This window comes from Ferrimonas sp. YFM (genome assembly GCF_030296015.1).
Classification (GTDB): Bacteria; Pseudomonadota; Gammaproteobacteria; order Enterobacterales; family Shewanellaceae; genus Ferrimonas.
Genome location: NZ_AP027368.1, coordinates 649,023 through 674,250, shown reverse-complemented (window position 1 = coordinate 674,250; position 25,228 = coordinate 649,023). Strand labels below are relative to the sequence as shown.

The following is a 25,228-nucleotide window of genomic DNA, read 5'->3' as shown; positions in this document are numbered from 1 at the left end:
TAACGGAAAAAGGGGAGCCAATGGCTCCCCTTTTTAATGTCCCTCATGGATCAAGTGACCACAGACATCAATGCAGCTTTAACTCAGGCCGCATCAATCGCTGCAACCCATTGAGAGTCATCAGCAGCAGACCCCGCCACACCCCATGCAGGGCGATCAGGTGACGACGGTAGAGGGTGGTATACACCCAACGTGCCAGCTTACCCTTCACCGTCATGCCACCGCCGACGCAGGAGAGCAGGTTACCCACGGTATGAAATCTGGACATGTTGATGAAGGCACCAAGATCCCGGTACACATACTCTCCCAGTGTGGCGCTCGAGTCCTCCATCAGCTTCTGGATGTTCTCCCCCACCAGCAGAGCCATCTGCCGGGCGGTCTGCCCCCTTGGCGGCACCCAGGAACCGTCCTCCTGAGGACAGGCGGCGCAGTCTCCGAAGGCGAAGATGGCCGGATCGGTGACGCTCTGACAGCTGGGGTGGACCAGGATCTGATCCGTCTCGCTGGTTTCCAGCCCCAGAGTGGAGAGCATGGGGTGTCCTTTCACCCCGGCTGACCAGATCACCATATCGGATGGGATAAACTGGCCTTCGCTGGTCAGCATGCCATCCGCCTGAACTTCACTGATGCGGGTATTGGTCATCACATTGACCCCCAGCTTGCCCAGTTCCCGGCCAACCGCGTCGCAGATGTGTAGCTTATCGATCCTCGGCAATACCCGATTGGAGGCTTCAATCAGGTTAACCTGCAGCAGATCCTCATTGATGTCATAACCATAACCCCGCAGGGTATTGGCCGCATGGTGCATCTCCGCCGCCATCTCCACACCTGTTGCTCCGGCACCGACAATGGAGATCTGGAAATGCTCCGTCTCCACATTGTGTTCTTTGGCGTACTGCAGGAACCGATTACGGATCTTGCGCCGAAGCAGCATCGCCTCCTCGGTCAGATCCAGGAAGTCACAGTGCTGCTGTACTCCGGCAATGCCAAAATCATTGGTCACCGCACCGACACCCAGCACCAGAAAATCGTAGTCTATGCGCCGCTCAGGCAGGATCTCCCCGCCCTGATCATCCATCATGGGTGACAGGATCAGCTGCTTGGCTCCCCGGTCGATGCCATGCAGCATCCCCTGCTCAAACCGATAACCGTTTCGGGCAGCATGCACCCGGTAGTCCAGGGCATTGAGCCCCTCATCCAGGCTGCCCGTAGCCAGCTCATGAAGCAGAGGTTTCCAGATATGGTGGTCACAGCGATCCACCAAGGTAATCTCCGCTTTTCCCTTTTTTCCTAATTTTCTGCCCAGCTTAGTCACTATCTCCATACCGCCGGCTCCGCCGCCGACGATCACTATCTTGGTCATTGCTCCACTCCAAATTGGGCTTCTTAGGAAAACTCCATGCGGGTCGCTCCCGCCTCCCGGTAAAATGCCGGGCCAACAACGGCTTAAGCAAAACTTGATCCAATGAAGATCGGGCCGAGTCTAACAATGGCCCACATAGTCAGCAATTAGCCAAAAGGATAGTGAAAAAGCTTTTATGATCAGTAACTAAATAAACCATAAAAGAAGACAGGGAGCACAAGGACAGGCCAATATATTGAAAGTTTTCTTGGAAAAATAACCAATTGACCAATTAGACTTTCGCTAATCTTGAAAAGTTACGATTTTATGCACCAAGACTGTGCAGGGAAGGGAAATGGTGCGTCAGAACGAAATTTAATCTCCTGCACTGCTCAGAAAACTACAGGAGGCCTCACCACCGGTTCAGGGGTAAGACCAAATCAGTGAGCCAGGGCTTCCACCTTCAGGAGCTTGCCAAACTCCACTATGGGCATGGGCCTGCCGTGGAGATACCCCTGCATCAGATCGCAGCCGTGACGGGCCAGCCAGCGTTGCTGCTCTGAATACTCCACCCCCTCGGCAACCACAGTGAGATCCAGGGTCTTGGCCAATGACAACACCGCCTTGGTTATCTTGCAGTAATAGGGATCCCTGGGAAGCTGACGCACAAAGCTGTGGTCTATCTTCAGCACGTCGAAGGGGAGTTGGGACAGGTAGGCCAGCGAGGAGTAACCGGTACCAAAGTCATCAATGGCAAAGCAGATCCCCAGATCCTTCAGCCTGAGCATCACCTCTTTGCCCCGAGCCAGGTTCTCCATCATCATCGACTCAGTCAGCTCAAACTCAACCATCCTGGGATCCACCCCGGTACGCTTAATCACCGACTCCACCCGTTCGACGAACTTGCTGTCCATCAACTGGCGGGCAGAGATGTTCACCGCCACCCCCATCTCTCCCCCCTGACAGTTCCAGCTGCACACCTGAAGACAGGCCTGTTCAAGAACCCACTCTCCAATCTCCAGTATCAGGCCACTTTGCTCAGCCAGGCCGATAAACTCATCAGGTGGCACCACACCCAATTCCGGATGCTGCCAGCGCAGCAACGCCTCAGCCCCGACAACCTGCCCCTGCTGATTACACTGTTTCTGATAGTAAACCTGCAGTTGATTTCGCTCCAGCGCGTAGCGCAAGTCCTGCTCCAGTTGCACCCTGCGACGCTCCATATCGCCCTGCTCCGGGGTATGGATGCAGAGGCGATCCCCTCCCAGGGCCGCAGCCCGCCCTGCGGCACAGTCTGCATCGCGCACCAGGCTGTCTACATCCCGCTCTGACAACCCCGTTGCCGCGAATCCCTGGCTCAGGGTGAAGTGAAATCGCCGCTTGGTTCTGATGCACGCCACTGGCGGCGCAAACCCCTGTCGAATCCTCTCGGCCAGCGTCTCTACCCTGGTGCGCTCAAAAGGTGTCACCCAGAGCATGGCAAAGCGGGTGGACTCAAACCGGTAGAGGGAGAGTTGGGCATCCGGATCCGCCTCTTTACTCAGCTGGTTCCTGAGCAGCTCAGTGACCCCCTTGAGCACAGAATCCCCCCCTTCGAAACCGATGGCGGCGGTGATCCTTTGAAAACGATCCAGATGCAACATGCCAACGACCACATCATGCTGAGACTCTTTGAGCCAGAACCGCAGGTCCCGCTCGAACTGGCGGCGGTTCGGCAGGCCGGTCAGAAAATCATGATTAACCTGATGCTCCATGTTTTTCTCTACCCGGCGAGCCTTGGAGATGTCCTTAAGGTGGAACTGCACCTGAGAGAGGGATTTCAGCAGCACCAAACGAACCAACAGAATGCAATTGCCTATCTCCAACTCCCTCTCCAGCAGTTCGTCACCCTGCTCTATCAACGATTCCGCATAGGGCTTGAGCTGCTCAATCAGCGAGGCGGGGCCGGACAGCCCCAGAAGACGGCACAGGCTCAATGCCGCCGGATTGGCGTACTCAACTGCCAGGTTTAAATCACTGGCCATAACTGGATCCGGATTTCGCTTGGCAAAGCTGGTCAGCCTGAGGCTGTGGCGGTGTTCGGTCACATAGAGACGCAGCAGATAGATGATGGCGCCAACCAGAAACCACAATACCAGGTTTGCCCACAGGGCCATCTCCATCGCCTGCTCGTTCAGGGAGTGCACCAAATTTGGGTAGCGCTGGGCACTGAGCATCAGTTGACCGGACAAAGAGGAGAGTTCGCTCTGAACCTTTGAAGCACTCACCAGGGTGGCCTCGAAAGCCGAGTCCAGACGCTGCCCCTGGCTCACACCTTCACCGGAGAGAGCCAGCAGCTCATCCAACTGATCGGCCCCCTGCATCAACAGCTGTACCAAGGCAGGGGAGTGGCCCTCCAGTGCGCCTGAGGAGACAAGGTCGAGCACCCGCTGTCGGGCCTGGATCAGCGACAGTACCAGAGAGGGGCTCACCTCCTGATGCCTGAGCTCAATGAGGAGCTTCTCTATGGTGACGATCTCGAGCTGAAGTCGGTGTACCTGGGTCAGGCCGGGCAACTGTTCATTGGCCAGGTGATGGCTGGCGCCATCCAGATCGGCACCATGAAGATGGATGCGCCAGGCACCCAGCCCACCAAGAGAGAGAATGATAAGAAAGAGCACCACCAACTGCGCTCTGATAGACCATGCGGAGAAACTGCGCATCCTTGCACCTCTAAACCCAGGGAGTCCTCCCGACTCCAACTTAAAACTTAGTCAGAATAAGGAGTTCCCGCTAGGTTCAGGTGCAGAACCAAGGAGACGGATTAATGCGCCACAGAAGTAAAAACTTAGTTAGTCAATGGCTTGCCCCAAAATCACCGTTAGAACTTCAGGGCGATTCGGGCGGATCACTTACAGGAGGATGGGTCACTCTCTCGCAGCAGTCCCGCTTCCAGCAGGGCCAGATTGTGCTCAGCCAGTCGCTCTATAAACTCCTCATTCAGGGTAATGCCATGAAGCTCGAGCATTTTCGGCGGCGCAACAAAGGGAAATACCATCAAACTCATCAGGCTCAGTCGGGCCATGGTTGGGTCAATGCCAGGCTTGAGATCACCATTGTCCGCCATGGACTGCATCAACGGCTTCTCCCCCAACCCCAGTCCCTTCTCGATCATGGCATAGGCGTGACCGATCTGACCATCTCTGCCATCCATTGAGAGCAGACGATAGAGCAGCTTGGGAAAAGAGGGGCTTTTGGACATCACCCGGTAATAGGTACGAAACATCTCGGACAGGGATGAGAAGTCCTCACCCTGTCTGGCCTTGATCGCCTTTTCAAACACAGGCTGAACCGTCTCCTGCATCATCGCCTCAAACAGCCCCCACTTGTTGGAGAAGTAGTAACGAATCAGCGAAGCGTTTACCCCGGCCCGCTCAGCCACCTTGCGGGTGGACACCTTTTCATAGGGAAGCTCGGAAAACAGATCCCTGGCTGCTTCTACCAACAGCTCTCTGGCATTGGACTCTCCGACCGGCCGCCCCAGTTTATTGGCCATGCTTTCAGTAACCCCTGTGTGTTCTAGTCCAGTTCAATGGTGACCCCTTCCAGGCTTCCCGCCGAGCTTCCCTCATTGGCCTTGAGTTTAATCATCAGCCTCAGGTCATTGGGGGAATCCGCGTAGTGAAGGGCATCCTCATAGCTGATCTGCTCAGCCATGTAGAGGTCAAACAGCGCCTGATCGAAGGTCTGCATCCCCTGTTCCCGACTGGCCGCCATGGTTCCCTTCAGCTCATGCAGTTCGCCTTTGGCGATGAGATCCGCCACCCTGGGGGTGTTCAGCAGCACCTCGATGGCCACCCGCCGACCATTGCCCTGCTTGCAGGGCACCAGCTGTTGGGCCATCACCGCCTTGAGATTCAATGACAGGTCAAACAGCAGCTGCCGATGCCTCTCCTTGGGCACCAGATGCATGATGCGGTCCAAAGCCTGGTTGGCGTTGTTGGCGTGCAGGGTCGCCATACACAGGTGGCCGGTTTCGGCAAACGCCAGGGCAAACTCCATGGTCTCCTGACTGCGGATCTCACCTATGAGGATCACGTCCGGCGCCTGGCGCAGGGAGCTCTTCAGGGCCGCTTCGAAAGACTCGGTGTCCAGCCCCACCTCCCTCTGGGTCACTATGCTCTTGCGGTGCTTATGGACAAACTCCACCGGATCTTCGATGGTAAGGATATGCCCGGCCTGATGGGCATTGCGGTGTCCCACCATGGCCGCCAGAGAGGTGGACTTACCCGTTCCCGTCGCCCCCACCATGATCACCAGGCCGCGCTTGGCCATGGCCACGTCCGTCATCACCTGGGGCAGATGCAGCTGTTCCGGGGTGGGGATCTCGGTCTGGATGCGACGAAGCACCATACCCGCCTGCTCCCGCTGCCAGAATGCAGAGACCCGGAAACGCCCCAATGACTCATCGAAGCTGTAAGCGAAATTGGCCTCCCGGTGCAGGTGAAACTGCTCCCTGGTGTCCGGGGTCATCACCGACTCCACCAGGGCCAGCGACTGCTCAGGGGTCAAAGGCGCCTCACCAAGGGGAGTCATCACCCCGTCAATCTTGGCGCTGGGAGGAAAATCGGCGGTGATAAACAGGTCACTGGCCTGACGGCTGACCATCTGAGCCAATAGCTGATTGATCTCCATGGGGGCTCCTAGAGAGAAGGCTTATTCAGCTTGGACAGCATATCCTGACGGCTGATCAGCCCCTGACTCGCCAGCTTGGTCAGGCTCTGCTCCAGTGTCTGCATGCCATGGCTCATGCCGGTCTGTATGGCGGAGTACATCTGCGCCACCTTGTCCTCACGGATCAGATTACGGATGGCCGGTGTCCCCATCATGATCTCATGGGCCGCCACCCGGCCTCCGCCCACCTTTTTCACCAGGGTCTGGGAGATCACCGCCTGCAGGGATTCAGACAACATGGTGCGCACCATATCCTTCTCCGCCGCCGGGAACACATCCACAACCCGATCGATGGTCTTGGCCGCCGAGGTAGTGTGCAGGGTGCCGAACACCAGGTGACCGGTTTCCGCCGCCGTCAGGGCCAGACGGATGGTTTCCAGGTCCCTGAGTTCCCCCACAAGGATCACGTCGGGGTCCTCACGCAGGGCACTGCGCAGGGCATTGTTGAAGCTGTGGGTATCCCGGTGCACTTCCCTCTGGTTAATCAGGCAGTTCTTCGGCTTGTGAACAAACTCTATGGGATCCTCGATGGTCAGGATATGGTCCCGGCGCTCTGCATTGATGTAATCCACCATGGCAGCCAGGGTGGTGCTCTTGCCCGATCCGGTAGGGCCGGTCACCAGCACCAGTCCCCTAGGAAAGGAGGCGATCTGGCGGAAGATGTCTGGAGCTTCCAGCTGCTCCAGGGTCAGCACTTCGCTGGGAATGGTACGAAATACCGCCGCAGCTCCCCTTGACTGGTGGAAGGCGTTGACCCTGAAGCGGGCCAGATCCGGCACCTCGAAAGAGAAATCGATCTCCAGCTTCTCCTCATACTCCTTACGCTGCTTGTCATTCATGATGTCGTAGACAAGCGCCTGTATGGTGGCGTGATCCAGTTCAGGAACACTCAGGCGGCGAACCTCACCATCGACTCGAATAAGAGGGGCCACACCGGAAGATAGGTGCAGATCGGAGGCGTTGTGTTTTACACTAAAAGCAAGAAGCTCAGTAATATCCATTTATCTGACATCACATAACCCAAAAATTATGACAACCATAGCAGACCAGCTGAGTCTGGCCCAAGAGCAGATTGCACAGTCTGCGGCCGTCGTAGGACGAAATTCAGACGAGATCACCCTGCTTGCCGTAAGCAAAACCAAGCCCGCCTCCATGCTCAGAGAGGCCTATGAGGCAGGCCAGCGTCATTTCGGGGAGAACTACCTTCAGGAATCCCTGGAGAAACAGCAGCAGCTGACCGATCTGGAGATCATCTGGCACTTTATCGGCCCCATCCAGTCCAACAAGACACGCCCCATCGCCGAGCAGTTCCATTGGGTCCACAGTGTGGACCGCATCAAGGTCGCCCGACGATTGGCGGAGCAGCGACCACACGAGCTGCCGCCGCTGAACATCTGCCTGCAGGTGAACATCAGCGACGAAGAATCCAAATCCGGTGCCAGTGCCGACGAGGTGACCGCCCTGGCCAGAGAGGTGAGCCAGCTGGAGAACATCCGCCTGCGCGGACTGATGGCCATTCCCATGGCCACTCAGGATCCCGAGCAGCAGAGGGCGCAGTTTGCCAAAGTTAAAAAGCTGTTTAATGAGCTAAAATCTGAATTTAGCGATATAGATACCCTATCCATGGGGATGAGCGGCGACCTGGATGCCGCCATCGCCGAACAGAGCACCATGGTCAGGCTGGGAACGGCCATTTTTGGGGCAAGGAAGTAACAGTGACAGAGATGCAACAGCCAACCCTGGGCTTTATCGGGGCCGGCAACATGAGCCACAGTATCATCAGTGGCCTGGTCAAGGGCGGCTATCCCGCCAGCGCCATCATCGCCAGCAATCCAAGTAACCCGAAGCTGGATGAACTGAAAAGCAAGTTCTCCATCCGCACCAGCAACGACAACCTGGAAGCGGCGGCCAGTGAGGTTGTAATCCTGGCGGTGAAACCCCAGATCCTGAAACAGGTCTGCGAAACTCTGAGTCACATCGATTTCAGCAATAAGCTGGTGGTCTCCATCGCTGCCGGGGTCACCTGCGACAGAATTGCCCAGTACCTGGGCCAGGATGTGCGGGTGGTACGTGCCATGCCCAACACCCCATCCCTGCTTGGGCTGGGTATGACCGGCCTCTACGCGGCCAAGGGCTGCAGCGACACGGATCGGCAGCTGGCCGGTCATCTGATGCAGGCAGTGGGCGAAATCACCTGGGTAGAGCAGGAGTCCGGCATCGATCAGGTGATCGCCTGCGCCGGCAGTGCTCCGGCCTATTTCTTCCTGATGATGGAGGCGATGGAGGAGAGCGCAGTCAACAGCCTGGGGGTCAGCCGGGAACAGGCCCGGGAGATGATTCAGCAGACCGCCATCGGCGCTGCGGCCATGGTAAAACAGAATCCCGATCTTTCCCTGGCGGAGCTGCGTAACCGGGTCACCTCAAAGGGAGGCACCACCGCCAAGGCGATAGAACATTTCGAACAGCAGGGATTGCGAGACACAGTAGACGGGGCCATGAAGGCCGCAGTAAAAAGGGCCGAAGAGATGGCCGAACAGTTTTAATTTTTCTATTAGGGTAACGATTAACTATGTCATCTGCCTTTCTCTATCTGATCAGCACAGTATTCAACCTCTATCTGATGGTGGTCATCCTGCGTGTCTGGCTGCAATGGGCCCGCGCCGACTTCTACAACCCTTTCAGCCAGTTTATCGTGAAAGCCACCCACCCGCTGCTGGCCCCCCTGCGTCGATTCATTCCCGCCATCGGCAGCCTGGATCTGGCCGGTGTGGTATTGGCTTACCTGGTCGCCCTGGCCAAGTGGGCGCTACTGATGATGGTGCAAAGCGGCACCTTCGACCCCATCGCCTTCTATCTGGGTGGCATCACCCTGGTGAAGGAAGCGGGTATGCTGCTGTTCTGGATCCTGATCATCCGCGCCATCATGAGCTGGATAAGCCAGGGCCAGAACCCCATCGAGTACGTGTTCATGCAGCTCACCGAGCCGATGCTGGCTCCCATCCGCCGGGTGATCCCTGCCATGGGTGGCCTGGACTTCTCCCTGATGGTGGTGCTGATTGGCCTGAACTTCATCAACCTGTTCCTCTATGACCTGATCCCACTCTGGGGCGCCATTTGAGGCCGGTAGAGCAGCAGGGGAAATCCCTGCTGCTGAATCTCTACATTCAGCCCAAGGCCAGCCGTGACCAGATAGTGGGTCCACACGGCGAAGAGTTGAAAATTGCCATCACCGCCCCACCGGTGGACGGCAAGGCCAATGCTCACCTGACCAAGTACCTGGCCAAGCAGTTCCGTGTGGCCAAGGGACAGGTCTCCATCCTCAAAGGGGAGCTGGGTCGACATAAGCAGGTACGCATTGACGACCCGGTGCAGATCCCCGAACTCATTGAGCAACTATTATAATAGTGAGAATGGCCCTGTGATGCGGGGCCATACCCACGCGCAACACAGAGAAGGAGTTCGTTTATGTTCAAACGTCTATGCGCCCTGCTGGCGCTCAGCCTGTTCCTCGTTCTTCCCGTGAAGGCAGAGCAGAAGGTTCAGGTAGGGGACTACGCCATCCACTACGTCTCCTTCGGCAGCACCTTTATCCCACCCTCCATCGCCAAGACCTATGGCATCAACCGCAGCCGCTATGTGGGCCTGGTGAACGTGGTGGTTCTGGACACCTCCAAAGGTGGTGAGGGAGAAGCGGTCGCCGCCAGCATCCGCGGCAACGCCCAGAACCTGCTGGGAAGCCAGAAATCCCTCAAGTTTAAAGAGATTCGCGAAGGCACCGCCATCTATTACATCGCCGAGGTGGATCACCGGAATGAGGAGACCTTTACCTTCACCCTGGACATCTCCAACGGCACGGATCTGGACACCAATCTGCAGTTCAAGCAGAAGTTCTACGTAGACTGATATCGCACTCAGGCCGGGGCTCGGGTAGAATTCCAGCCCCTAGCCCTGGTTTGAGTAGATGCCATGAAACAGATTGTCCTGGCCACCGGCAACGCCGGCAAGGTCAAAGAGTTCGCCACCCTGCTGGCCGACTTCCCCATTAGCGTTTCCCCCCAAAGTGAATTTGAGGTTCCCGAAGCCATCGAAGATGGCCTCACCTTCGTCGAAAACGCGCTGATTAAGGCACGCAACGCCGCCAAGGCCACCGGCCTGCCCGCCATTGCCGACGATTCGGGCATCGAGGTGGATGCCCTCAACGGCAAGCCAGGTATCTACTCCGCTCGCTTCGCCGGCCTGCCCTCCAACGCCGAGAACAACTGGCGCAAGCTGCTGGCAGAGATGGATGGCAAAGAGAACCGCAATGCCCGCTTCCAGTGTGTGCTGGTGTTTATGCGCCATGCCGAAGACCCGACGCCCATCATCTGTCAGGCCAGCTGGGAGGGAGAGATCCTCACCCAAGCCCGAGGCGAGAAGGGCCACGGCTATGACCCGGTGTTCCTGGTGAAAGGAGACACCCGCACTGCCGCCGAACTGGACGCTGGCGAAAAGAATGCGCTGAGCCACCGTGGCAAAGCCATGGATCTGCTGCTGGCCCAGTTGAAAGACAAAGGCATCATCTGATGATGCAGCTGCCGCCACTCTCCCTCTATGTTCACATCCCCTGGTGTGAACAGAAGTGCCCCTATTGCGACTTCAACTCCCATGGACGCAAGGGCGCCATCCCCGAGGATGACTACATCGATGCCCTGCTGGCCGATCTGGACCGGGACAAACACCTGGCCCAGGGGCGCGCCTTACACAGCATCTTTATTGGCGGCGGCACCCCATCTCTCATCTCTGCAGGGGGGATAGAGCGTTTGCTGCAGGGTGTAGAGCAGCGAATCCCCTTTGTTCCTGGCATAGAGATCACCATGGAAGCCAACCCGGGCACTCTGGAGGCGGGTCGCTACCAGGGATACCGCCGTGCCGGCGTCAATCGGCTCTCCATAGGGGTACAAAGCTTCCAGCGGTCAAAGCTCGAAGTACTGGGACGCATTCATGACGACACCCAGGCATTGAAGGCGGTGGCCAGCGCCAAAGAAGCGGGCTTCGAGCGCATCAATCTGGACCTGATGCATGGACTTCCGGATCAGAGTGTGGAAGACGCCCTGTATGATCTGCGCCAGGCGATCGCTCAGGATACGGTTCACCTCTCCTGGTATCAGCTCACCATAGAGCCCAACACCCAGTTCGCCTCCCGCCCCCCTCAGCTGCCTGAGGAGGAGGTACAGTGGCAGATCTTCGAGCAGGGACGGGAAATGCTGCTGGCGGCAGGCTATGAGCAGTATGAGATCTCCGCCTGGGCCAAGCCCGGCTTCCGCTGTGAGCATAACCTCAACTACTGGCGCTTCGGCGATTACCTGGGGATCGGCTGCGGCGCCCACGGCAAGATCACCCAGCCCCTCACTGGCCAGGTTCTGAGAACGGTGAAGGTGAAACACCCTGCCGGTTTCCTCGACCGGAACAGAGAGTTTATGGATGTCTGCTCCAGAGTCGAGGAGGAGGACTTCGCCCTGGAGTACTACATGAACCGGCTGAGACTGATGGAGAGTATGCCGGTGGCAGAGCTCACGCAGCGTACTCCGCTGACCCTGGCACAGGTTCGGCCACTGCTGGAGCAGGCCAGAGAGCGGGGGCTTATCCACCTGGATGATGAAACCATGGGGCTGACCGAACAGGGGCATCGCTACCTGAATGAGCTGCTTGCCATGTTCCTGCCAGACTGACTCTGCAGCCGACCTCCCTGACAGAACGCCAAAACCCTTCGACACTTGTTCATCTCAGCAAACAATAGTTCGTCGATCTCAACAGATGTTGGCGTTCAGCCAAAGAAGCGGATGTTGGTGTTCAGCCAAAGAAAAAGGGAGAGCCTTTCGGCTCTCCCATCTCTTGTTATTATGCTGGGCTCAATTATTTTGTTTTTGACGCTGCCCATCGCCCGTCTACCGCTCTCCAAGGCTCTTTGGCCTTTATTTGTAGGGTACGGAGGAGGTAATCTTTCGTCTGAAAAATGCCCCGGATATTGCCGGGGCCAAAATTCCAGATGATGGATTTCAATAATCCTGTGATGGAGAACCGCGAGGTGACTCGCCACCACTCAGTGAGGTCAAACGGCTGGCTTAATGGAGGGGTCAATTCCATAAAGCTTTAACCTCAACTGATGTGGCCATTGTATTCATATAAGAACAATTGACAAGGGGTCGGCAGTTAACAATTCCACCAAAACGCAACATTTTTGCAAAATCAGGTTCAGGATTGAGCAGGGCACACTTTAAAAATCAACAGCTTAAGTGCCGAACCCCCTGCGAACCACGGCTATGTTCCGTATTGAGAACAATGTTTTCGCCAGGGGCTACAATAACAGGGCCAATTTGCGATCCCAGCGTGGCACTTCGCCCAGGCTCTCCTTCACAAAGTCGGTGAAGGCACGCACCTTGGGGGCCAGGTTCTGGCGTCTGGGGTAGACCGCCTGCAGGGCAAGGGGGTGAGTCAGGCTCCACTCGGTCAGGATAGGAATAAGTTCCCCCTCCTGCAGTTCATTGTCCAGCAGGTAGGTGGAGAGATAGACAATGCCCAGCCCCTTCTTGGCCACCTCTTTCAGTGCCGGCGCATCATCCACCCGGTAGTTCCCCTTGACCGGAATCTTCTTCTCGTCGGCCCCCCGCTTAAACTCCCACACCGCATGCTCATACCACTCGCTCTTATAGACCAGGCAGTTGTGCTGAACCAGATCATCAGGGGTGGAGGGAACGCCGTGCTTGGCCAGATAGTCGGGAGAAGCCACCAGAACGAAGCGACAGTCCATCAAGGGCCTGGCCACCATCCCCAGGGGCAGCTGTTCAGACATGGTAAGCAACAGGTCCAGCCCTTCGTTGACCACATCTACCTTGTGATCCAGGAAGCTTATCTCCAGCTCCAGGTTGGGGTAGCGGGCCATAAAGTCGGGGATCAGAGGCATCAGGTGCATGGAGCCAAAGGCCTGGGTAATGCCCACCCGAAGCACGCCGCGAATCTCATCGTGCAGACTCTGGACGTTGGCAACGGCAGAGTCCACCTCACGAATAATGGACTCACCATGACGGTAGAGGGTCTCCCCCGCCTCAGTCAGGCTCAGAGAGCGCGTGGTGCGCTGCACCAGTTGGACGCCAAGCTGTTGTTCCAGCTGACTTACCTGGCTACTTACCTTGGATTTTGAAATGCCCAGGCGGCGGGCGGCGGCAGAAAAGCCCTGGGCACGCACTACATGGGTATAGATAACTATGGGTTCTAACAGCTCACGCATATCACTCTCCGGTTAACCCATACATTGAACCCTTTTAGAAAACAAAAAAAAAGCGGCAAATGCAGGTATGCCGCAAAGAGTGGAGATTGGATCAACTTTTTGGGGAGTAGATTGTCCGCTGTAGCGAACTGAATTTAGAGGGGACAGCCTGCCTGCCCCCGTGGAGTGAACTTAGTACCAGCGGTAGGCCAGTTTGTCCGCTTTTACATCCAGCTGGTCAAAAGGCTCGAGTTCGGGGATCTGCTGCAGCAACTGATTTTCCATCTCATCCAGCTGCTGCCAGCTGCGGCACAGCTCTTCGGCCTGAGCTTCCAGGACCTGTTCCTGGCCGGCGAAGCGCTGCTCCAACTCTTCTCCCATACGCTCCATACGCTCGCCGAAGGCTTCCATCTTGGCTTCGAAGCCCTCACCTTCTCCGTTAACCATGGCGGAGCCCATCTGCATCATGATCGCTCCCATGGATTGGGTGATGGCAGTCTCCAGCTGACGTTCGAACTCCTGGTCGAACTGGTCACCAAACTGATCGAAGTCACCGCTCACCAGACGGTAGGAGCCGTCATCCAGGGCGATCTTCTCCCGCACCGACTGAGCCAGGGTATCGGCGACATCACGCAGGTTGTTCATGTCCACGCCCAGTTCGGCAAACTCGGTGGCCACCGCATCCAGGGCGATACTGGCCATCTCCAGCGCCTTCTCAATCACCTCCATGGTGGCGGGCATCTGGTTGTAGACCGCCAGCTGGAAATCATTCATGGCGTCCTGCTGACTGCCATCTAAGGAAACACTGTCTCCTTCAACCCACAGTCGGCCATCTTCAAACAGATACAGGGTGCGCCCCTTCTCCATCACCTCCAGCTTGGTGTCGCTGATCACCAGATCATGGTTGAAGGAGAAATCACACTGCTGGTTTTGGGCCAGGGCGGCACCGGAGGCCAGGGTGGAGGACAGCATCACGGCGGCGGCAACTTTGGACAATGACATTACTCAGCTCCTTTGAATTGGATATGCCTGGGTAATGCCAATATTGGGCCAATAGTATAAGTCACTGATATTTATATAGTTGACTTGAAATGGGAGAGGGCTTGGTAGGAATGCTCACCAGAATGTGGTGAGAATCGCCATCAGAAGATGGAGCGGCCAAGGCGTTTGGCCAGCAACTCCAGCATCCGGGTTCCCGCCAGAGAGTTACCCGAAGGGTCAAGCTCCGGAGACCATACGCAAACACTGAGTTCGCCAGGCACTACAGCCACAATGCCACCGCCGACGCCACTCTTGCCAGGCATGCCAACACGATAGGCAAACTCCCCGGCCCCGTCATAGAGACCGCAGGTTGCCAGCAGGGCATTCACCTGACGGCTCTGACGCTCGCTGATCATCCGTCTGCCACCCAGGCAGACCCCCTTGTTGGCCAGGAAGAAAAACGCCCGAGCCAGATCGGCGCAGCTCATGCGGATGGCGCAGTGGTTGAAGTAGCTCTTCATCACCACATCCACTTCGTTGTGGAAGTTGCCGAAGGATTTCATCAGATAGCAGATCGCCGCATTACGGGCCGAGTGTTCATACTCGGAGCGGGCCACTGCCTTGTCGCAGACGATGTGCTCATTGCCGGAGAGCTCGCGAACCAGCTCCAGCATCCGGTGCTTGGGCGCACTCAGCCGTCCCTGGAGCATGTCGCTCACCACCAGGGCGCCCGCGTTGATGAAGGGATTTCTGGGAATACCGTGCTCAAACTCCAGCTGAACCAGGGAGTTGAACGGGTTACCCGAGGGCTCCTTGCCCACTCGTTTCCACAGCTCCTCCTCCTCATACAGACTCATGGCCTGAATCAGGGAAAACACCTTGGAGATACTCTGAATGGAGAAGGGCTCAAGATAGTCACCGGTCCCCAGCATCTCTCCATCTGCGGTGCAGATGGCGATGCCGAGGCGGTTGGCGGGCACCCCGGCCAGAGCCGGGATGTAGTCCGCCACCTGACCCCGCCCGATAAGGGGCAGGGCTTCTTCGTGGATGCTTTGCAGCAGAGCCAGGTCGGGCATCAGCCCCACCAGATGTCGTACAGCTCGGAAGCCTTAACCTCGGTCACCGGCTTGTCGGCGAAGAACTTCTCTACCGCCTGACGGTGCTCGTCGGTGCACTTGCCCAGCTTCTGGGTGCAGACGATGCCGTCCCAGGCTTTGTGGCCGCCACCGCTGTAACCCAGCTTCAGAGGCTCGATCACCTCCTCAATCAGCTGATCCACCAGGGCGTCGATCTGCTCTTCGGTCACATCGTCGTTGAAGCGCCAGCTCAGGTCGAAACCCAGCTCCTGGAACTCGTCTACACGCAGCTTCTTGCGCAGGCGGCGGCTACGGTTCTTGGCGGTTGGAATGGTGGTCATAATGCTCTCCTATTTGTTTCGAGCAAAGATAAGGTCCCAGACACCGTGACCCAGGCGTTGGCCACGGGCTTCAAACTTGGTCAGGGGACGAAAATCGGGACGGGGCACAAAGTCCTTCTCGGCGGTGTTGGTAAAGCCCGGGGCTTCACTCATCTCCTCCAGCATATGCTCGGCATAGTGCTCCCAGTCGGTCGCCATATGGAATACGCCGCCCATCTTAAGCTTATTGCGCACCGATTCAATGAATTCCGGCTGAACAATGCGGCGCTTATGGTGACGCTTCTTGTGCCAGGGATCAGGGAAGTACAGCTGTACCCGGTCCAGGCTGGCATCAGGGATGCAATCGGCCAGGATCTCCACCGCGTCGTGTTCAAACACGCGCAGGTTGGTTACACCCAGCTCTTCGGCGTACATCAGGCAAGCGCCCACACCAGGGCCGTGCACCTCGATACCGATGAAGTTCTTCTCAGGCTCGGCGGCGGCCATCTCGACCAGGGACTTGCCCATGCCAAAACCGATCTCCAGCACCACTGGCGCCTCACGGCCGAACACCTGGGCCAGGTCGATTCTGCCCATGTCGTGCTCCAGGCCCATGGTGGGCCAGTAGACCTCCATGGCCCGGGCCTGGCCCTTGGTCATGCGTCCTTCACGCTTTACATAGGAGCGGATCTTGCGGATTCGCTTGCCCTCAGGCAGATCCGGCTTTTGCTCTTCAGTCATCTCAACCTTCTCGCTTTTAGCCCTAAGGCGTTACACTGTGACGCCAAAAAGCGGCAATTGTAATTTAGGTGAATAGTTGATGGAAGCGAGCAGGAAGCCATTTTCTGACAGGGTGATTCATTGGTACCGGCTCGCGGGACGAAAAACCCTGCCGTGGCAACAGGATAAAAGTCCCTACAGAGTATGGATCTCAGAGATCATGTTGCAACAAACTCAGGTCGCAACTGTGATTCCCTACTACCTGAAATTCATGGAGCGCTTCCCTACGGTCAAAGATCTGGCCGAGGCCCCCACGGATGACGTGCTCCACCATTGGACCGGTCTGGGCTACTACGCCCGAGCCCGCAACCTGCACAAAGCCGCCAAGGCGATCGTGAACGAGCACAACGGCGAGTTCCCCCAAACTCTGGAGCAGGTCATGGCCCTGCCCGGCATCGGCCGCTCCACCGCCGGCGCCGTGCTCTCCCTCTCTCTCGGCCAGCATCACCCAATCCTCGATGGCAACGTCAAACGGGTACTGGCACGTCACCAGGCCATCGACGGCTGGCCTGGACAAAAGGCGGTGGAGAACCGGCTGTGGCAGGTCACCGAGGCGGTGACACCAGCAAATGAGATCCAGGCCTACAACCAGGCGATGATGGACATAGGTGCGATGATCTGCACCCGTACAAAACCCAAGTGCAGCGAATGCCCTGTCGGAGAGGATTGTCAGGCCCACGCCCAGGGCAACCAGACTGACTACCCAGGCAAGAAGCCCAAGAAGGAGAAGCCGGTACGGGCCTGTGTCCAGCTGATGCTGGTGCACGACTGCCAAGTCCTGCTGCACAAACGTCCCCCCAGCGGCATCTGGGGCGGCCTGTGGTGCTTTCCCCAGTTCGACACCGAGCAGCAGGCCAGACAGTGGCTGGAAAATCAGGGAATCGACACCAACTGGCACCACTTCGAACCTTTTCGCCACACCTTCAGCCATTATCATCTGGACATCCAGCCGGTAAAGCTGGAACTGGGCCGCCAACCGAGTCAGGTAGGCGAACTGGAGCACAACTGGTTTGCCCTTGGGAGCCACATTCAGGTGGGCCTGGCCGCCCCCACGGAGGGGCTGCTCAGAAGCCTGGTAACCGGCCGCGGGGATTAGAGTTCTAGGGCCGCATTTGGTATAACTGAGCAATCCAATCTGGTAAGGACCCGATCATGGCACGCACCGTATTTTGCCAATACCTGAACAAAGAGGCTGAAGGCCTGGACTTTCAGCTGTACCCCGGCGAGCTGGGGAAGAAGATCTTCGACAACATCTCCAAGGAAGCCTTCGGCCTGTGGCAGAAGAAGCAGACCATGCTGATCAATGAGCACAAGCTCAACATGATGAACCCCGAGCACCGCCAGATGCTCGAGGAGAAGATGACCGGCTTCCTGTTTGAAGGCCAGGACGTGGAGATTGAAGGCTACCGTCCCCCCGAGGAGAAGTAAGCCTGTTCCACGAAAAAGCCCGCCAATTGGCGGGCTTTTTTGTAGTTGTCAGACTCTTTTACGCTTGAAGATCTGCCAGCCGGCAAACAGGCCAGCGGCGCTCCAGGCAAACATCAGCAGCAGCATCAGCCACAGGTTGGAGTTCTGCGAGGTAACCAGGGAGAGTACGCCGCTGACCGACTGATGCTCCACGTACACCAGGTTGGAGAGGCGGAACAGGTCTACCGGGTTGGCCATCATCAGCGCCCTGACCCAGGACTCACTGCCTTCGGCCACAATCAGCCCCAGCAGTACCAGGTCATAGAGCAGCACCAGTACAAACCACAGCAGCAGGCAGATGGCCATCGCCCTGCCCTTGGTGCTCACCGCCAGGCTCACCAGGTAGCTCACCAGCAGGAAGGTGCAGGCCAGCAGCGCCGAGCTGAAGATAAACAGGGCAAAGGCGGCGGTCAGCTCCAGCAACTGGTCGGTGCCCACCACAAAGCCCAGGGCCACGGCGGTGACGCCGAAGCCGATGAAGCAGGTGGTGGCCAGCACCGCCCCCTGCCCCAGGAACTTGCCCAGCAACAGCTGCCAGCGGCTGATGGGGTAGGAGAGCAGCAGCAGCAGGGTGCCCCCCTCCAGCTCACCGACGAAACTGTCGTGACCCAGGAGTACCGCCAGCAGGGGAATCACCAGGGCCGCCAAAGTCGCCAAGGCGGAGATGGTTGGCGCCAGCTCCGGAGTACTCAGCTGGCCACTGACCGCCGAGCCAAGAAAAGCCACCGCCAGAGATAGCAGTGCAAAGCTGAGAGAGGCAAAGACTACCCAGCGGTGGCGAAAACCGTCGATAAACTCTTTGTGGGCCACCAGGGCCACTGGATTCAGCATGGGAACTCCTCCAGTTGCGCCCGCAGCTGACAGCTCTGATACACCTCAGGCAGCGACGGGGGCAGGACATTGAAGTCGAAAATCTTGTGGTGGCCAGTCAGGTGCTCCAGCAGCTGCTGCTTCTGCTCCTGACCGACCATAAAGGCTTTGCTATTAGGGTCATACATTGCCGCCAGCAACATATCACGGCTGGCCAGCAGCTCTGCTCCGGCCACCTCCACCTTGGTGGGCAGCTTGTGCTCCTGACGCAGGTCCTCGATGCTGCCCCGGGCCAGCTGACGCCCCTTGGCCAGGATCAGGGCCGAATCCAGATGTCGGTCGATGAGAGTCAGCTCATGGGTACAGATGATCACCGCAGTGCCATTGTTTCTCAGGGCGGCCACCAGCTCGTAGAACAGGGCGCTGGCCTGGGGATCCAGGCCGACGGTAGGCTCATCCAGAATAAGTACCCTGGGCTCGGCCAGGATCGCCTGGGCCAGCCCCAGGCGCTGGCGCATCCCCTTGGAGTAGGTGCGCACCTTGCGATCCCGGGCGTAGTCCAACTGCAGCCTGGCCAGCACCTCTTCGACCCGCTCCTTGCCTACCCGGCGCAGGCCGGCGAAATAGCCCAGCAGCTCTCCACCACTGAGGTTGTCATACAGGCTGACGTGCTCGGGCAGGTAACCGATGGACAGAGACGCCCTGTGTTCGGTCCGTCCCGGATCCTTGCCATTGACCCGGATCTGGCCACGATCCGGGGTACTCAGGCCCAGGATCAACTTAATCAGTGTGGTCTTGCCGGCGCCGTTATGGCCCAGCAACCCCAGCAGTTCGCCGGGACGCAGAGACAGGCTGACCTCATCCAGAGCCTGGACCTCGCCAAAGCTCTTGCTCACCTGTACCACTGAGACTGCCGTTTGTGTCATAGGTTACTTCTTTCAATGACGGGAGAGATTAGCGGCCGGCTGTCGGTAATGCCTTCCGCCTGGGGCGGCAGCATCTGCCGCTCCAGCCAACGCAGAACCCCCACCACAGGGGAGTCCATCAAAAATTTTGCTTCCGGGTAGACCCAGAACAGCCGATCCAGGGCATCGTTTGGCCGATAGGGAAGGTCGCCGATGCCATCTTTATTGGCATCCCAGCCGCCGTAGCTGCTCCAGAAGTTGCCCCGGCCCTTATGACTCCACTCCAGCACCACATCCCCCACGTAACGCACCTGCACCTGATTGGCGACAAAGTCGTTACCGAAGACCCGGTTGCCCTCCCCACCCAGAGCCATGGCGATGCCAATCTGGCACTGGGCAAAGCGATTGCCTGAGATGATGTTGTCCTGGGCGCCGTAGACGTAGATCCCCTTGCCTTCGCCATCGAAGACGATGGCGGCATCGGGGTTATGGATGCGGCGTATCAGATTGTCCTGAACCCGCACTCCACTGCTGATATTGAGCAGGATGCCGAACTCTACCGCATCCTCCACGCTGTTGCCCAGTACTGCCCCCCCTTCGGAGCCCATAATTGCGTAGCCGCCCACGACATTGTGACTGGTGTTGTTGCTGGTGACCGTCTCCCTGGCATACATGTAGTGCACCGGATACTGCTGATTGCTCATGGTGTTGGCGTCGATCACCATCTCCGACACACTCTCCACATAGACGCCGTCACGGCCACCGCTTAGGCGATTGCCACTGATGACGGCCTGGTGGCTGCCCTTGAAGTAGATGTTGTCTCCTCGGGCAACCACAGGACGACTGGTGTCTCCCTCAATGAGGTTGCCGAGGATCTGAAACCCCTCCCCCTCATCGAAGCGAATACCGAAGCCGTCACCACGCAGGGTGTTGTTGGCAATCAGGATCCCGGAGACCCCCTTAACGCCGCGGATGGCGGAATCCATCTCAGGCAGGTCAGCGCCCCAATTCTCCACCGTCAAACCATGCAGCTCTATGCCGTTGGCCGCCAGCAAGATGGCGGTGCCCTGCCCGCCCCCATCGAAGATCACTCCGGACTGCCCCCGCAGGATTAGGGGCTGACCGATGCGCCAGTTGCCCGGGTAGCGCCCGGGCTCAAGTTTCAGCTCATCACCAGGCCTGGCCGCCTCCAGCCAGTGGGCAAGCTGCTCCGGCCCCCGCACACTGATGCTCGCCCCCTGACACAGCAGGGGCAAACAGATCAGCAGAAGCAGCAGCCCTCTCATCATCTGGACTCCGTCAGTGATGCTTGTGCTTGTGATGACCACCCTTACCCAGCATCTCCAGGGTCAGTTGGTCATAGGCAAACACCTTGCCGCCGTAGGAGTTGGCAAAGGCCTCCGCCATGTTGCGGGAACTGAAGCTGGCCAGGGTGGGCCCCATGGCCCCGTGCCGGGAGGAGCCAACCACATACCAGGCTTTGTCTGCCGGGATAAAGGCGCTGTCGGAAGGCTGGTCCCAGTCGGTCTGGGCCAGGTCGTGGACCCAGGCCTGCTCCACCTGGCGCCGATTCTGCGGCTGCAGGATAAACTGGAACAGATCACCGGTAGAGCAGAACGCGGTATCTCCAGGCTGTCCCTTTACCCTGGCAACACCTTTGGGCCCCGGATAGCGGGTGATGAACATGCCGCATTGATGGCAGCGTCGCTCGTCGGTGATCTGAATGCTGTGGGCCTTGGGGCCGGCAACCGGGGTGGTATCCGCAACAGATTGGCCGCAGCCGCTCAGAACCAGGGGCAGAAGGAGCAACAGGAGGTTACGCATAGTCTTTCTCTTGGTTGTGGGGAGGACCAGCCTCCCCGGTACTCATATCAGATGGTGTAGATCTGCCCCGCGTACAGCAGGAAGAGTCGCAGGCACATCATGCCGCAAATCACGCTGCCGCCCGTGAGGTAGAAGGCTCTGCCCGAATGGGCAAACTTTTGACCCAATGCAAAATTGAGCATCAGGGGAAGAACAAAGCCGAGGCCGATGACCCCGCCCCAGAATAGGCTGGACCAGCCTCCCTGGGAAAACGCCTGGGTGGCCGCCTGGCTGGGACCTGTGCCGAAGATAAGTCCACTGAACAGCATGAACAGGAACATCGCCTCCACCGCCATGATCGGCCACTCGGCGCCATGGAGCAGAGTCATCTCTTCGGAGTGCAGCGACTCACCAAACCACTTCACCGCCACCATTTTGGCCATGGCCGCCCCGGCAGAGAGGCCGGAAACGATAAACAGCGCCGGCAGCAGCGAGGTGTTGATGATGGGGAAGCGGATCAGCGCCGAAATCAAAAAGCCGGTGTAGGCACAGACAGACACCGCCAGCACCAGGGTCAGCCACTCCAGAGGGCTGCGCATCGCCGCCAGTCTCTCCAGCCAGGGCATCAGCGGCTTGAGCTGGGGGAAGCGGGCCAGTTCACCCCGCAGGGCGATGGCGGCAATCACCGCGGTCAGCGGAATGTAAAACAGCAAGACGATAACGCCCAGGGACATCACCGAGTTCAGGTTGTAGTAGAGCAGGATCTTCCAGAAAAACAGCGGGTTGGAAAGGTCCAGCACCAGGCACAGCATCCCCAGGCAAATAGTGACAAAGGAGACCACACCGGCCGCCTTCAGCAGGGGAGTGTCCTGAGTCTGCTTCTTGTAGATGCGCATCAGCAGGGCGATGGCCAGGGCGCCACCGGAGATCCCCGCAAAGAACAGGTAGACCGCAATGGGCCAGGGCCAGGCGATGGCGTCGCCAAGACCGGTGGAAAAATCGATTCCGTTCATCTTGTTACACCTCAGGCTTGGCAATAGGGATGTAGTGAACACTGGGCTCGGTACCCAGGTGCGGCTTCACCCTGGCGGTGTTCTTCACCGCCAACAGGCGGGCGACGTAGGACTTGGGATCACTGGCATCACCAAACACCAGGGCGTCAAACTTGCATTGACTGACGCAGGCGGGCAGCTCTCCCTTGGCCAGACGACTCTGCAGACAGAAGTCGCAGTTCTCCGCCACCTTGGTTTCGCTGTTGATAAAGCGCACCTTGTAGGGGCAGGCAGCGATGCAGTACTTACAGCCGGCACATTTGTCGCCATCCATGGTGACGATGCCGGTTTTCTCATCCCGGTACGCAGCCCCTGTTGGGCACACCATGACGCAGGGAGCGTTGTCGCACTGTTGGCAAGAGACCCGCACGTACTTGCGGTCGCAGTTACACTCTGTCTTACCACAGCGGGGACACACGGCACCGGGCACCCGGTCGCTCTGGCGCTCCAGGGTCAGGCGGGCAACGCCCTCCGGCAGATTGTTTGCCTGGTTACAGGCGTCTTCACAGCGGCCGCAGCCCACACACTTGGTCTGGTCAAACAGCAGCACATAGTTGGGTCCTTCACCAGCTTCGGCGGCAGGATCGGTGGAACCGCATCCTCCCGCCAGCATGGCTACCGACCCCACGCCCAGGCCCTTTAACAGGCTGCGGCGCGGTAACATCACTTCGTTCACATCATCCTCCAACTATCTCTGTGTTATTGCGGCGTGGCTGCCGCTTTTATCCTTGCTTTAGCCCGTTCCACAGCCCGTTGGATGGCTGCCTCCCGGGTACCGGCGGCGCCGCTGTCCAGCAGCACCTGCCAATGTTCTACCGCCTGCTGATATTGCCCCTGCCGAAAAGCATGGGACGCCAGCAGTTCACGGCTGGTGAAATCGGTGTCATCAAGGCTCAGAGCCCGGGAAACCGCCGCCACGGCGTCGATTCCCAGGGCCCGGCCCTGTTGGTAGTAAAGGTATTTGGCCTTCAGGCCCAGCAGGGGAGCGGTGTCCCCCTGCAGAGCCAGGGCCTGATCCAGGGCCTCCACCGCCTCACCATAGTGGCCACCGGCGGCCTGGCTCTCTGCCAGGGCCAACCAACTGGTGGCATCCTCGGGGCGGCGCTCGGCCTGGAACATGCTTTGGTTGATCCTGCTCTGAAGCAGGTAATCGACCCGGGTTTCTGTGTGTTGCTGCTGCCAGCCGGAAAAGTGCCCCAGGCGGGAGTAGGTAAGCAGGGAAATGAGGATGAGGAAAACCAGCATAAGCGCTGGAGCCCACCACCCCGCCCTGGGCAAAGAGGGGCCCTCTCCCAATGCAGCCTCCCCGGCGGCGCGGAGATAGCCTCTGTGACCGCAGGCCAGGGTGAATGCCGCGGCCAGCAGTGCCAGGAAGATGCTAAGGGAGAGGGTTTTCATGCTGAATGCAGCTCCTAACTGAAATCCGGGTCGAGCCTGTTACTGGTTGCCAAACATCTGGGACATGGAGCCCATGCCCATGGCGCCCATTCCCATGCCCATGCCCATCTCTTTGTGGGCATCGCCGGGTTTGTTGGTGTCGATAAGCTCAATCTCAAACACCAGGGCAGACCCCGGAGGGATGGCGCCCATCCCCTGGGTGCCGTAGCCCAGCTCCGCTGGAATGGTGAACTTGTAGGTGGAGCCCACAGGCATCAGTTGCAGCCCCTCCTCCCAACCGGCGATGGAGTTGATCAGAGCCACCTGGCGGGGCTGGGCATCACTGTCGGCACGGGTATCCTGAAACACGGTGCCGTCCACCAGTTGGCCCTTGTAGTGCACAGTGACCGCGTCTTCACGGGCGGGCAGCTGGCCCTCGCCCTTCACCAGCACTTCGTACTGAAGGCCGGACTCGGTCACGGTCACCCCGGGCTTATCGGCGTTATCGGACAGATAATCGCGGGAGGCCTGGGCCACCTCTTTCAGTCGGGCGGCTTTGCGCTCATCCTTACGGGTATTGAGCAGCTGGGCCCTGGCATTGAGGGCATCGATCAGCGCCTCCTTGTCCAGGGAGGAGCGGCCTTTGACGGCATCCTCGAACCCTTTGAGTACCTGCTCCAGGTCGGCGCTGAGGCCAAACTCCTCCTGCATGGCCAGCTGGCCATTGAGGTAGTTGCCCAGGGAGGCGCCGATGGCGTAGGACTCGGTGTCGGTTTGCGCCTGCTCCGCCAGTGAGGGAGCAGAAACGAAAGCCAGGGCGATGATCAGGGGTTTGATAGCGGTTTTCATGAGTGTCTCTCTTCTAATCCAGTTAGTACCTAAAGGCTCAGGGCTTCTCGGTTGGGCGCCCTGACATCCGCCATCCGAAGATGCCGTCTGGCATCTGGCGGACGTTGGTGTAGCCCATCTGCATCACCGAATAGGCCGCGATCTCGCTGGCGTTGCACAGGCGGTTGGCGCAGTAAAAAATCATCTGGGCGTTCTTGTCCTTGGGCAGCAGCTCCTTCCAGTTCTCGGTGAAGAAGTGCACCGCCCCGGGAATGAACCCCTGAGCCCAGAGCTCCAGGGTGTTCACATCGAAGAAGTAGACATCCTTTTTGCCTACCAGCAGCTCTGCTTCCTGCATGCTGATGTAATTCAGTTCCATACGATATTCATCTGCCGGCCGAATCTCGTCGGCGCCGCCGGCCAAAACCGGGGCAGCCATCAGCAGGGACAGGGCCGTGGCAGCTGCAATGGGGTAACGCATGGTGTGTGCCTCTCTCATTTGAATGGCCCCCGGTTGCCCGGGGGCGCTTA

28 protein-coding genes are annotated in these 25,228 nt (G+C 58.4%); 9 read left to right on the top strand and 19 right to left on the bottom strand.

Features of this window, described 5'->3' with window-relative positions:
* Positions 1-67: 67 nt before the first annotated feature.
* The 5 genes from QUE41_RS03210 to QUE41_RS03190 all read right to left on the bottom strand — a co-directional run bounded on the left by QUE41_RS03210 (position 68) and on the right by QUE41_RS03190 (position 7,056).
* Positions 68-1,363 carry an NAD(P)/FAD-dependent oxidoreductase gene (locus QUE41_RS03210; protein WP_286341512.1) on the bottom strand — a complete coding sequence of 432 codons (1,296 nt, stop codon included), beginning with the start codon at positions 1,361-1,363 and terminating at the stop codon, positions 68-70.
* Positions 1,364-1,782: 419 nt separating this feature from the next.
* Positions 1,783-4,044 carry a putative bifunctional diguanylate cyclase/phosphodiesterase gene (locus tag QUE41_RS03205; RefSeq protein ID WP_286341511.1) on the bottom strand — a complete coding sequence of 754 codons (2,262 nt, stop codon included), beginning with the start codon at positions 4,042-4,044 and terminating at the stop codon, positions 1,783-1,785.
* Positions 4,045-4,229: 185 nt separating this feature from the next.
* Entirely contained in the window at positions 4,230-4,877 is a 648-nt protein-coding gene (locus QUE41_RS03200) for a TetR/AcrR family transcriptional regulator (protein WP_286341510.1), read from the bottom strand.
* Positions 4,878-4,900: 23 nt separating this feature from the next.
* On the bottom strand, positions 4,901-6,016 hold the full coding sequence (locus tag QUE41_RS03195) for a PilT/PilU family type 4a pilus ATPase (protein ID WP_286341509.1): 1,116 nt from the start codon (positions 6,014-6,016) through the stop codon (positions 4,901-4,903).
* An 8-nt stretch (positions 6,017-6,024) separates the two neighbouring features.
* The gene (locus QUE41_RS03190) at positions 6,025-7,056 is read right to left on the bottom strand and encodes a type IV pilus twitching motility protein PilT (RefSeq protein ID WP_286341508.1); all 1,032 of its coding nucleotides are present in this window, start codon (positions 7,054-7,056) and stop codon (positions 6,025-6,027) included.
* 28 nt (positions 7,057-7,084) lie between these two features.
* On the opposite strand from QUE41_RS03190, the gene QUE41_RS03185 reads away from it, so the two are divergent.
* The 7 genes from QUE41_RS03185 (at position 7,085) to hemW (ending at position 11,763) form a co-directional block, all read left to right on the top strand.
* Entirely contained in the window at positions 7,085-7,768 is a 684-nt protein-coding gene (locus tag QUE41_RS03185) for a YggS family pyridoxal phosphate-dependent enzyme (protein ID WP_286341507.1), read from the top strand.
* Between the two features lie 11 nt (positions 7,769-7,779).
* The gene (gene proC, locus QUE41_RS03180; protein WP_286342898.1) at positions 7,780-8,598 is read left to right on the top strand and encodes a pyrroline-5-carboxylate reductase; all 819 of its coding nucleotides are present in this window, start codon (positions 7,780-7,782) and stop codon (positions 8,596-8,598) included.
* A 26-nt stretch (positions 8,599-8,624) separates the two neighbouring features.
* A complete protein-coding gene (locus QUE41_RS03175; protein ID WP_286341506.1) occupies positions 8,625-9,173 on the top strand; it encodes a YggT family protein in 549 nt (182 codons plus the stop codon).
* A complete protein-coding gene (gene yggU / locus QUE41_RS03170) occupies positions 9,170-9,457 on the top strand; it encodes a DUF167 family protein YggU (RefSeq protein WP_286341505.1) in 288 nt (95 codons plus the stop codon). Before QUE41_RS03175 ends, yggU begins: the two co-directional genes overlap by 4 nt.
* Positions 9,458-9,520: 63 nt before the next feature.
* Entirely contained in the window at positions 9,521-9,958 is a 438-nt protein-coding gene (locus QUE41_RS03165; protein ID WP_286341504.1) for a DUF4426 domain-containing protein, read from the top strand.
* Between the two features lie 63 nt (positions 9,959-10,021).
* Positions 10,022-10,618 (top strand): RdgB/HAM1 family non-canonical purine NTP pyrophosphatase, encoded by a 597-nt coding sequence (rdgB, locus tag QUE41_RS03160; RefSeq protein ID WP_286341503.1) that lies wholly within the window; start codon positions 10,022-10,024, stop codon positions 10,616-10,618.
* Positions 10,619-10,620: 2 nt separating this feature from the next.
* Positions 10,621-11,763 (top strand): radical SAM family heme chaperone HemW, encoded by a 1,143-nt coding sequence (gene hemW / locus QUE41_RS03155; RefSeq protein WP_286342897.1) that lies wholly within the window; start codon positions 10,621-10,623, stop codon positions 11,761-11,763.
* A gap of 626 nt (positions 11,764-12,389) precedes the next feature.
* On the opposite strand, the gene QUE41_RS03150 is transcribed toward hemW, so the two are convergent.
* From QUE41_RS03150 to trmB, 5 genes are all read right to left on the bottom strand, one after another.
* Positions 12,390-13,319, bottom strand: coding sequence for a LysR family transcriptional regulator (locus tag QUE41_RS03150; protein ID WP_286341502.1), 930 nt, complete (start codon positions 13,317-13,319; stop codon positions 12,390-12,392).
* Positions 13,320-13,490: 171 nt separating this feature from the next.
* On the bottom strand, positions 13,491-14,300 hold the full coding sequence (locus tag QUE41_RS03145; protein ID WP_286341501.1) for a DUF2884 family protein: 810 nt from the start codon (positions 14,298-14,300) through the stop codon (positions 13,491-13,493).
* 140 nt (positions 14,301-14,440) lie between these two features.
* Positions 14,441-15,355, bottom strand: a complete 915-nt coding sequence (gene glsB / locus QUE41_RS03140; protein WP_286341500.1) for a glutaminase B — start codon at positions 15,353-15,355, stop codon at positions 14,441-14,443.
* On the bottom strand, positions 15,355-15,696 hold the full coding sequence (locus QUE41_RS03135; protein WP_286341499.1) for a 50S ribosome-binding protein YggL: 342 nt from the start codon (positions 15,694-15,696) through the stop codon (positions 15,355-15,357). The genes glsB and QUE41_RS03135 overlap by 1 nt, the downstream gene beginning before the upstream one ends.
* A gap of 9 nt (positions 15,697-15,705) precedes the next feature.
* Positions 15,706-16,416, bottom strand: coding sequence for a tRNA (guanosine(46)-N7)-methyltransferase TrmB (gene trmB, locus QUE41_RS03130; RefSeq protein ID WP_286341498.1), 711 nt, complete (start codon positions 16,414-16,416; stop codon positions 15,706-15,708).
* A 79-nt stretch (positions 16,417-16,495) separates the two neighbouring features.
* Here trmB and mutY point away from each other — a divergent pair, with 79 nt between their 5' ends.
* Both mutY and QUE41_RS03120 read left to right on the top strand, forming a co-directional pair.
* Positions 16,496-17,551, top strand: coding sequence for an A/G-specific adenine glycosylase (mutY, locus tag QUE41_RS03125; protein ID WP_286341497.1), 1,056 nt, complete (start codon positions 16,496-16,498; stop codon positions 17,549-17,551).
* A 56-nt stretch (positions 17,552-17,607) separates the two neighbouring features.
* Positions 17,608-17,883 carry an oxidative damage protection protein gene (locus QUE41_RS03120; RefSeq protein ID WP_028110430.1) on the top strand — a complete coding sequence of 92 codons (276 nt, stop codon included), beginning with the start codon at positions 17,608-17,610 and terminating at the stop codon, positions 17,881-17,883.
* Positions 17,884-17,931: 48 nt separating this feature from the next.
* On the opposite strand, the gene QUE41_RS03115 is transcribed toward QUE41_RS03120, so the two are convergent.
* The 9 genes from QUE41_RS03115 to QUE41_RS03075 form a co-directional block, all read right to left on the bottom strand.
* Positions 17,932-18,753, bottom strand: coding sequence for an ABC transporter permease (locus QUE41_RS03115; RefSeq protein WP_286341496.1), 822 nt, complete (start codon positions 18,751-18,753; stop codon positions 17,932-17,934).
* Complete coding sequence (locus tag QUE41_RS03110; RefSeq protein ID WP_286341495.1) at positions 18,747-19,658, bottom strand: ABC transporter ATP-binding protein; 912 nt, start codon at positions 19,656-19,658, stop codon at positions 18,747-18,749. The genes QUE41_RS03115 and QUE41_RS03110 overlap by 7 nt, the downstream gene beginning before the upstream one ends.
* Positions 19,655-20,926, bottom strand: coding sequence for a nitrous oxide reductase family maturation protein NosD (nosD, locus tag QUE41_RS03105; RefSeq protein ID WP_286341494.1), 1,272 nt, complete (start codon positions 20,924-20,926; stop codon positions 19,655-19,657). The genes QUE41_RS03110 and nosD overlap by 4 nt, the downstream gene beginning before the upstream one ends.
* A 10-nt stretch (positions 20,927-20,936) precedes the next feature.
* Positions 20,937-21,461, bottom strand: a complete 525-nt coding sequence (locus tag QUE41_RS03100; protein WP_286341493.1) for a nitrous oxide reductase accessory protein NosL — start codon at positions 21,459-21,461, stop codon at positions 20,937-20,939.
* A 47-nt stretch (positions 21,462-21,508) separates the two neighbouring features.
* On the bottom strand, positions 21,509-22,453 hold the full coding sequence (nrfD, locus tag QUE41_RS03095) for an NrfD/PsrC family molybdoenzyme membrane anchor subunit (RefSeq protein WP_286341492.1): 945 nt from the start codon (positions 22,451-22,453) through the stop codon (positions 21,509-21,511).
* 4 nt (positions 22,454-22,457) lie between these two features.
* The gene (locus tag QUE41_RS03090) at positions 22,458-23,105 is read right to left on the bottom strand and encodes a 4Fe-4S dicluster domain-containing protein (protein WP_502876012.1); all 648 of its coding nucleotides are present in this window, start codon (positions 23,103-23,105) and stop codon (positions 22,458-22,460) included.
* 86 nt (positions 23,106-23,191) lie between these two features.
* On the bottom strand, positions 23,192-23,890 hold the full coding sequence (locus QUE41_RS03085) for a tetratricopeptide repeat protein (protein WP_286341491.1): 699 nt from the start codon (positions 23,888-23,890) through the stop codon (positions 23,192-23,194).
* A gap of 39 nt (positions 23,891-23,929) precedes the next feature.
* Positions 23,930-24,718, bottom strand: a complete 789-nt coding sequence (locus QUE41_RS03080) for an FKBP-type peptidyl-prolyl cis-trans isomerase (RefSeq protein WP_286341490.1) — start codon at positions 24,716-24,718, stop codon at positions 23,930-23,932.
* Positions 24,719-24,755: 37 nt separating this feature from the next.
* Positions 24,756-25,178 carry a rhodanese-like domain-containing protein gene (locus QUE41_RS03075; RefSeq protein WP_502876011.1) on the bottom strand — a complete coding sequence of 141 codons (423 nt, stop codon included), beginning with the start codon at positions 25,176-25,178 and terminating at the stop codon, positions 24,756-24,758.
* Positions 25,179-25,228: the final 50 nt, after the last annotated feature.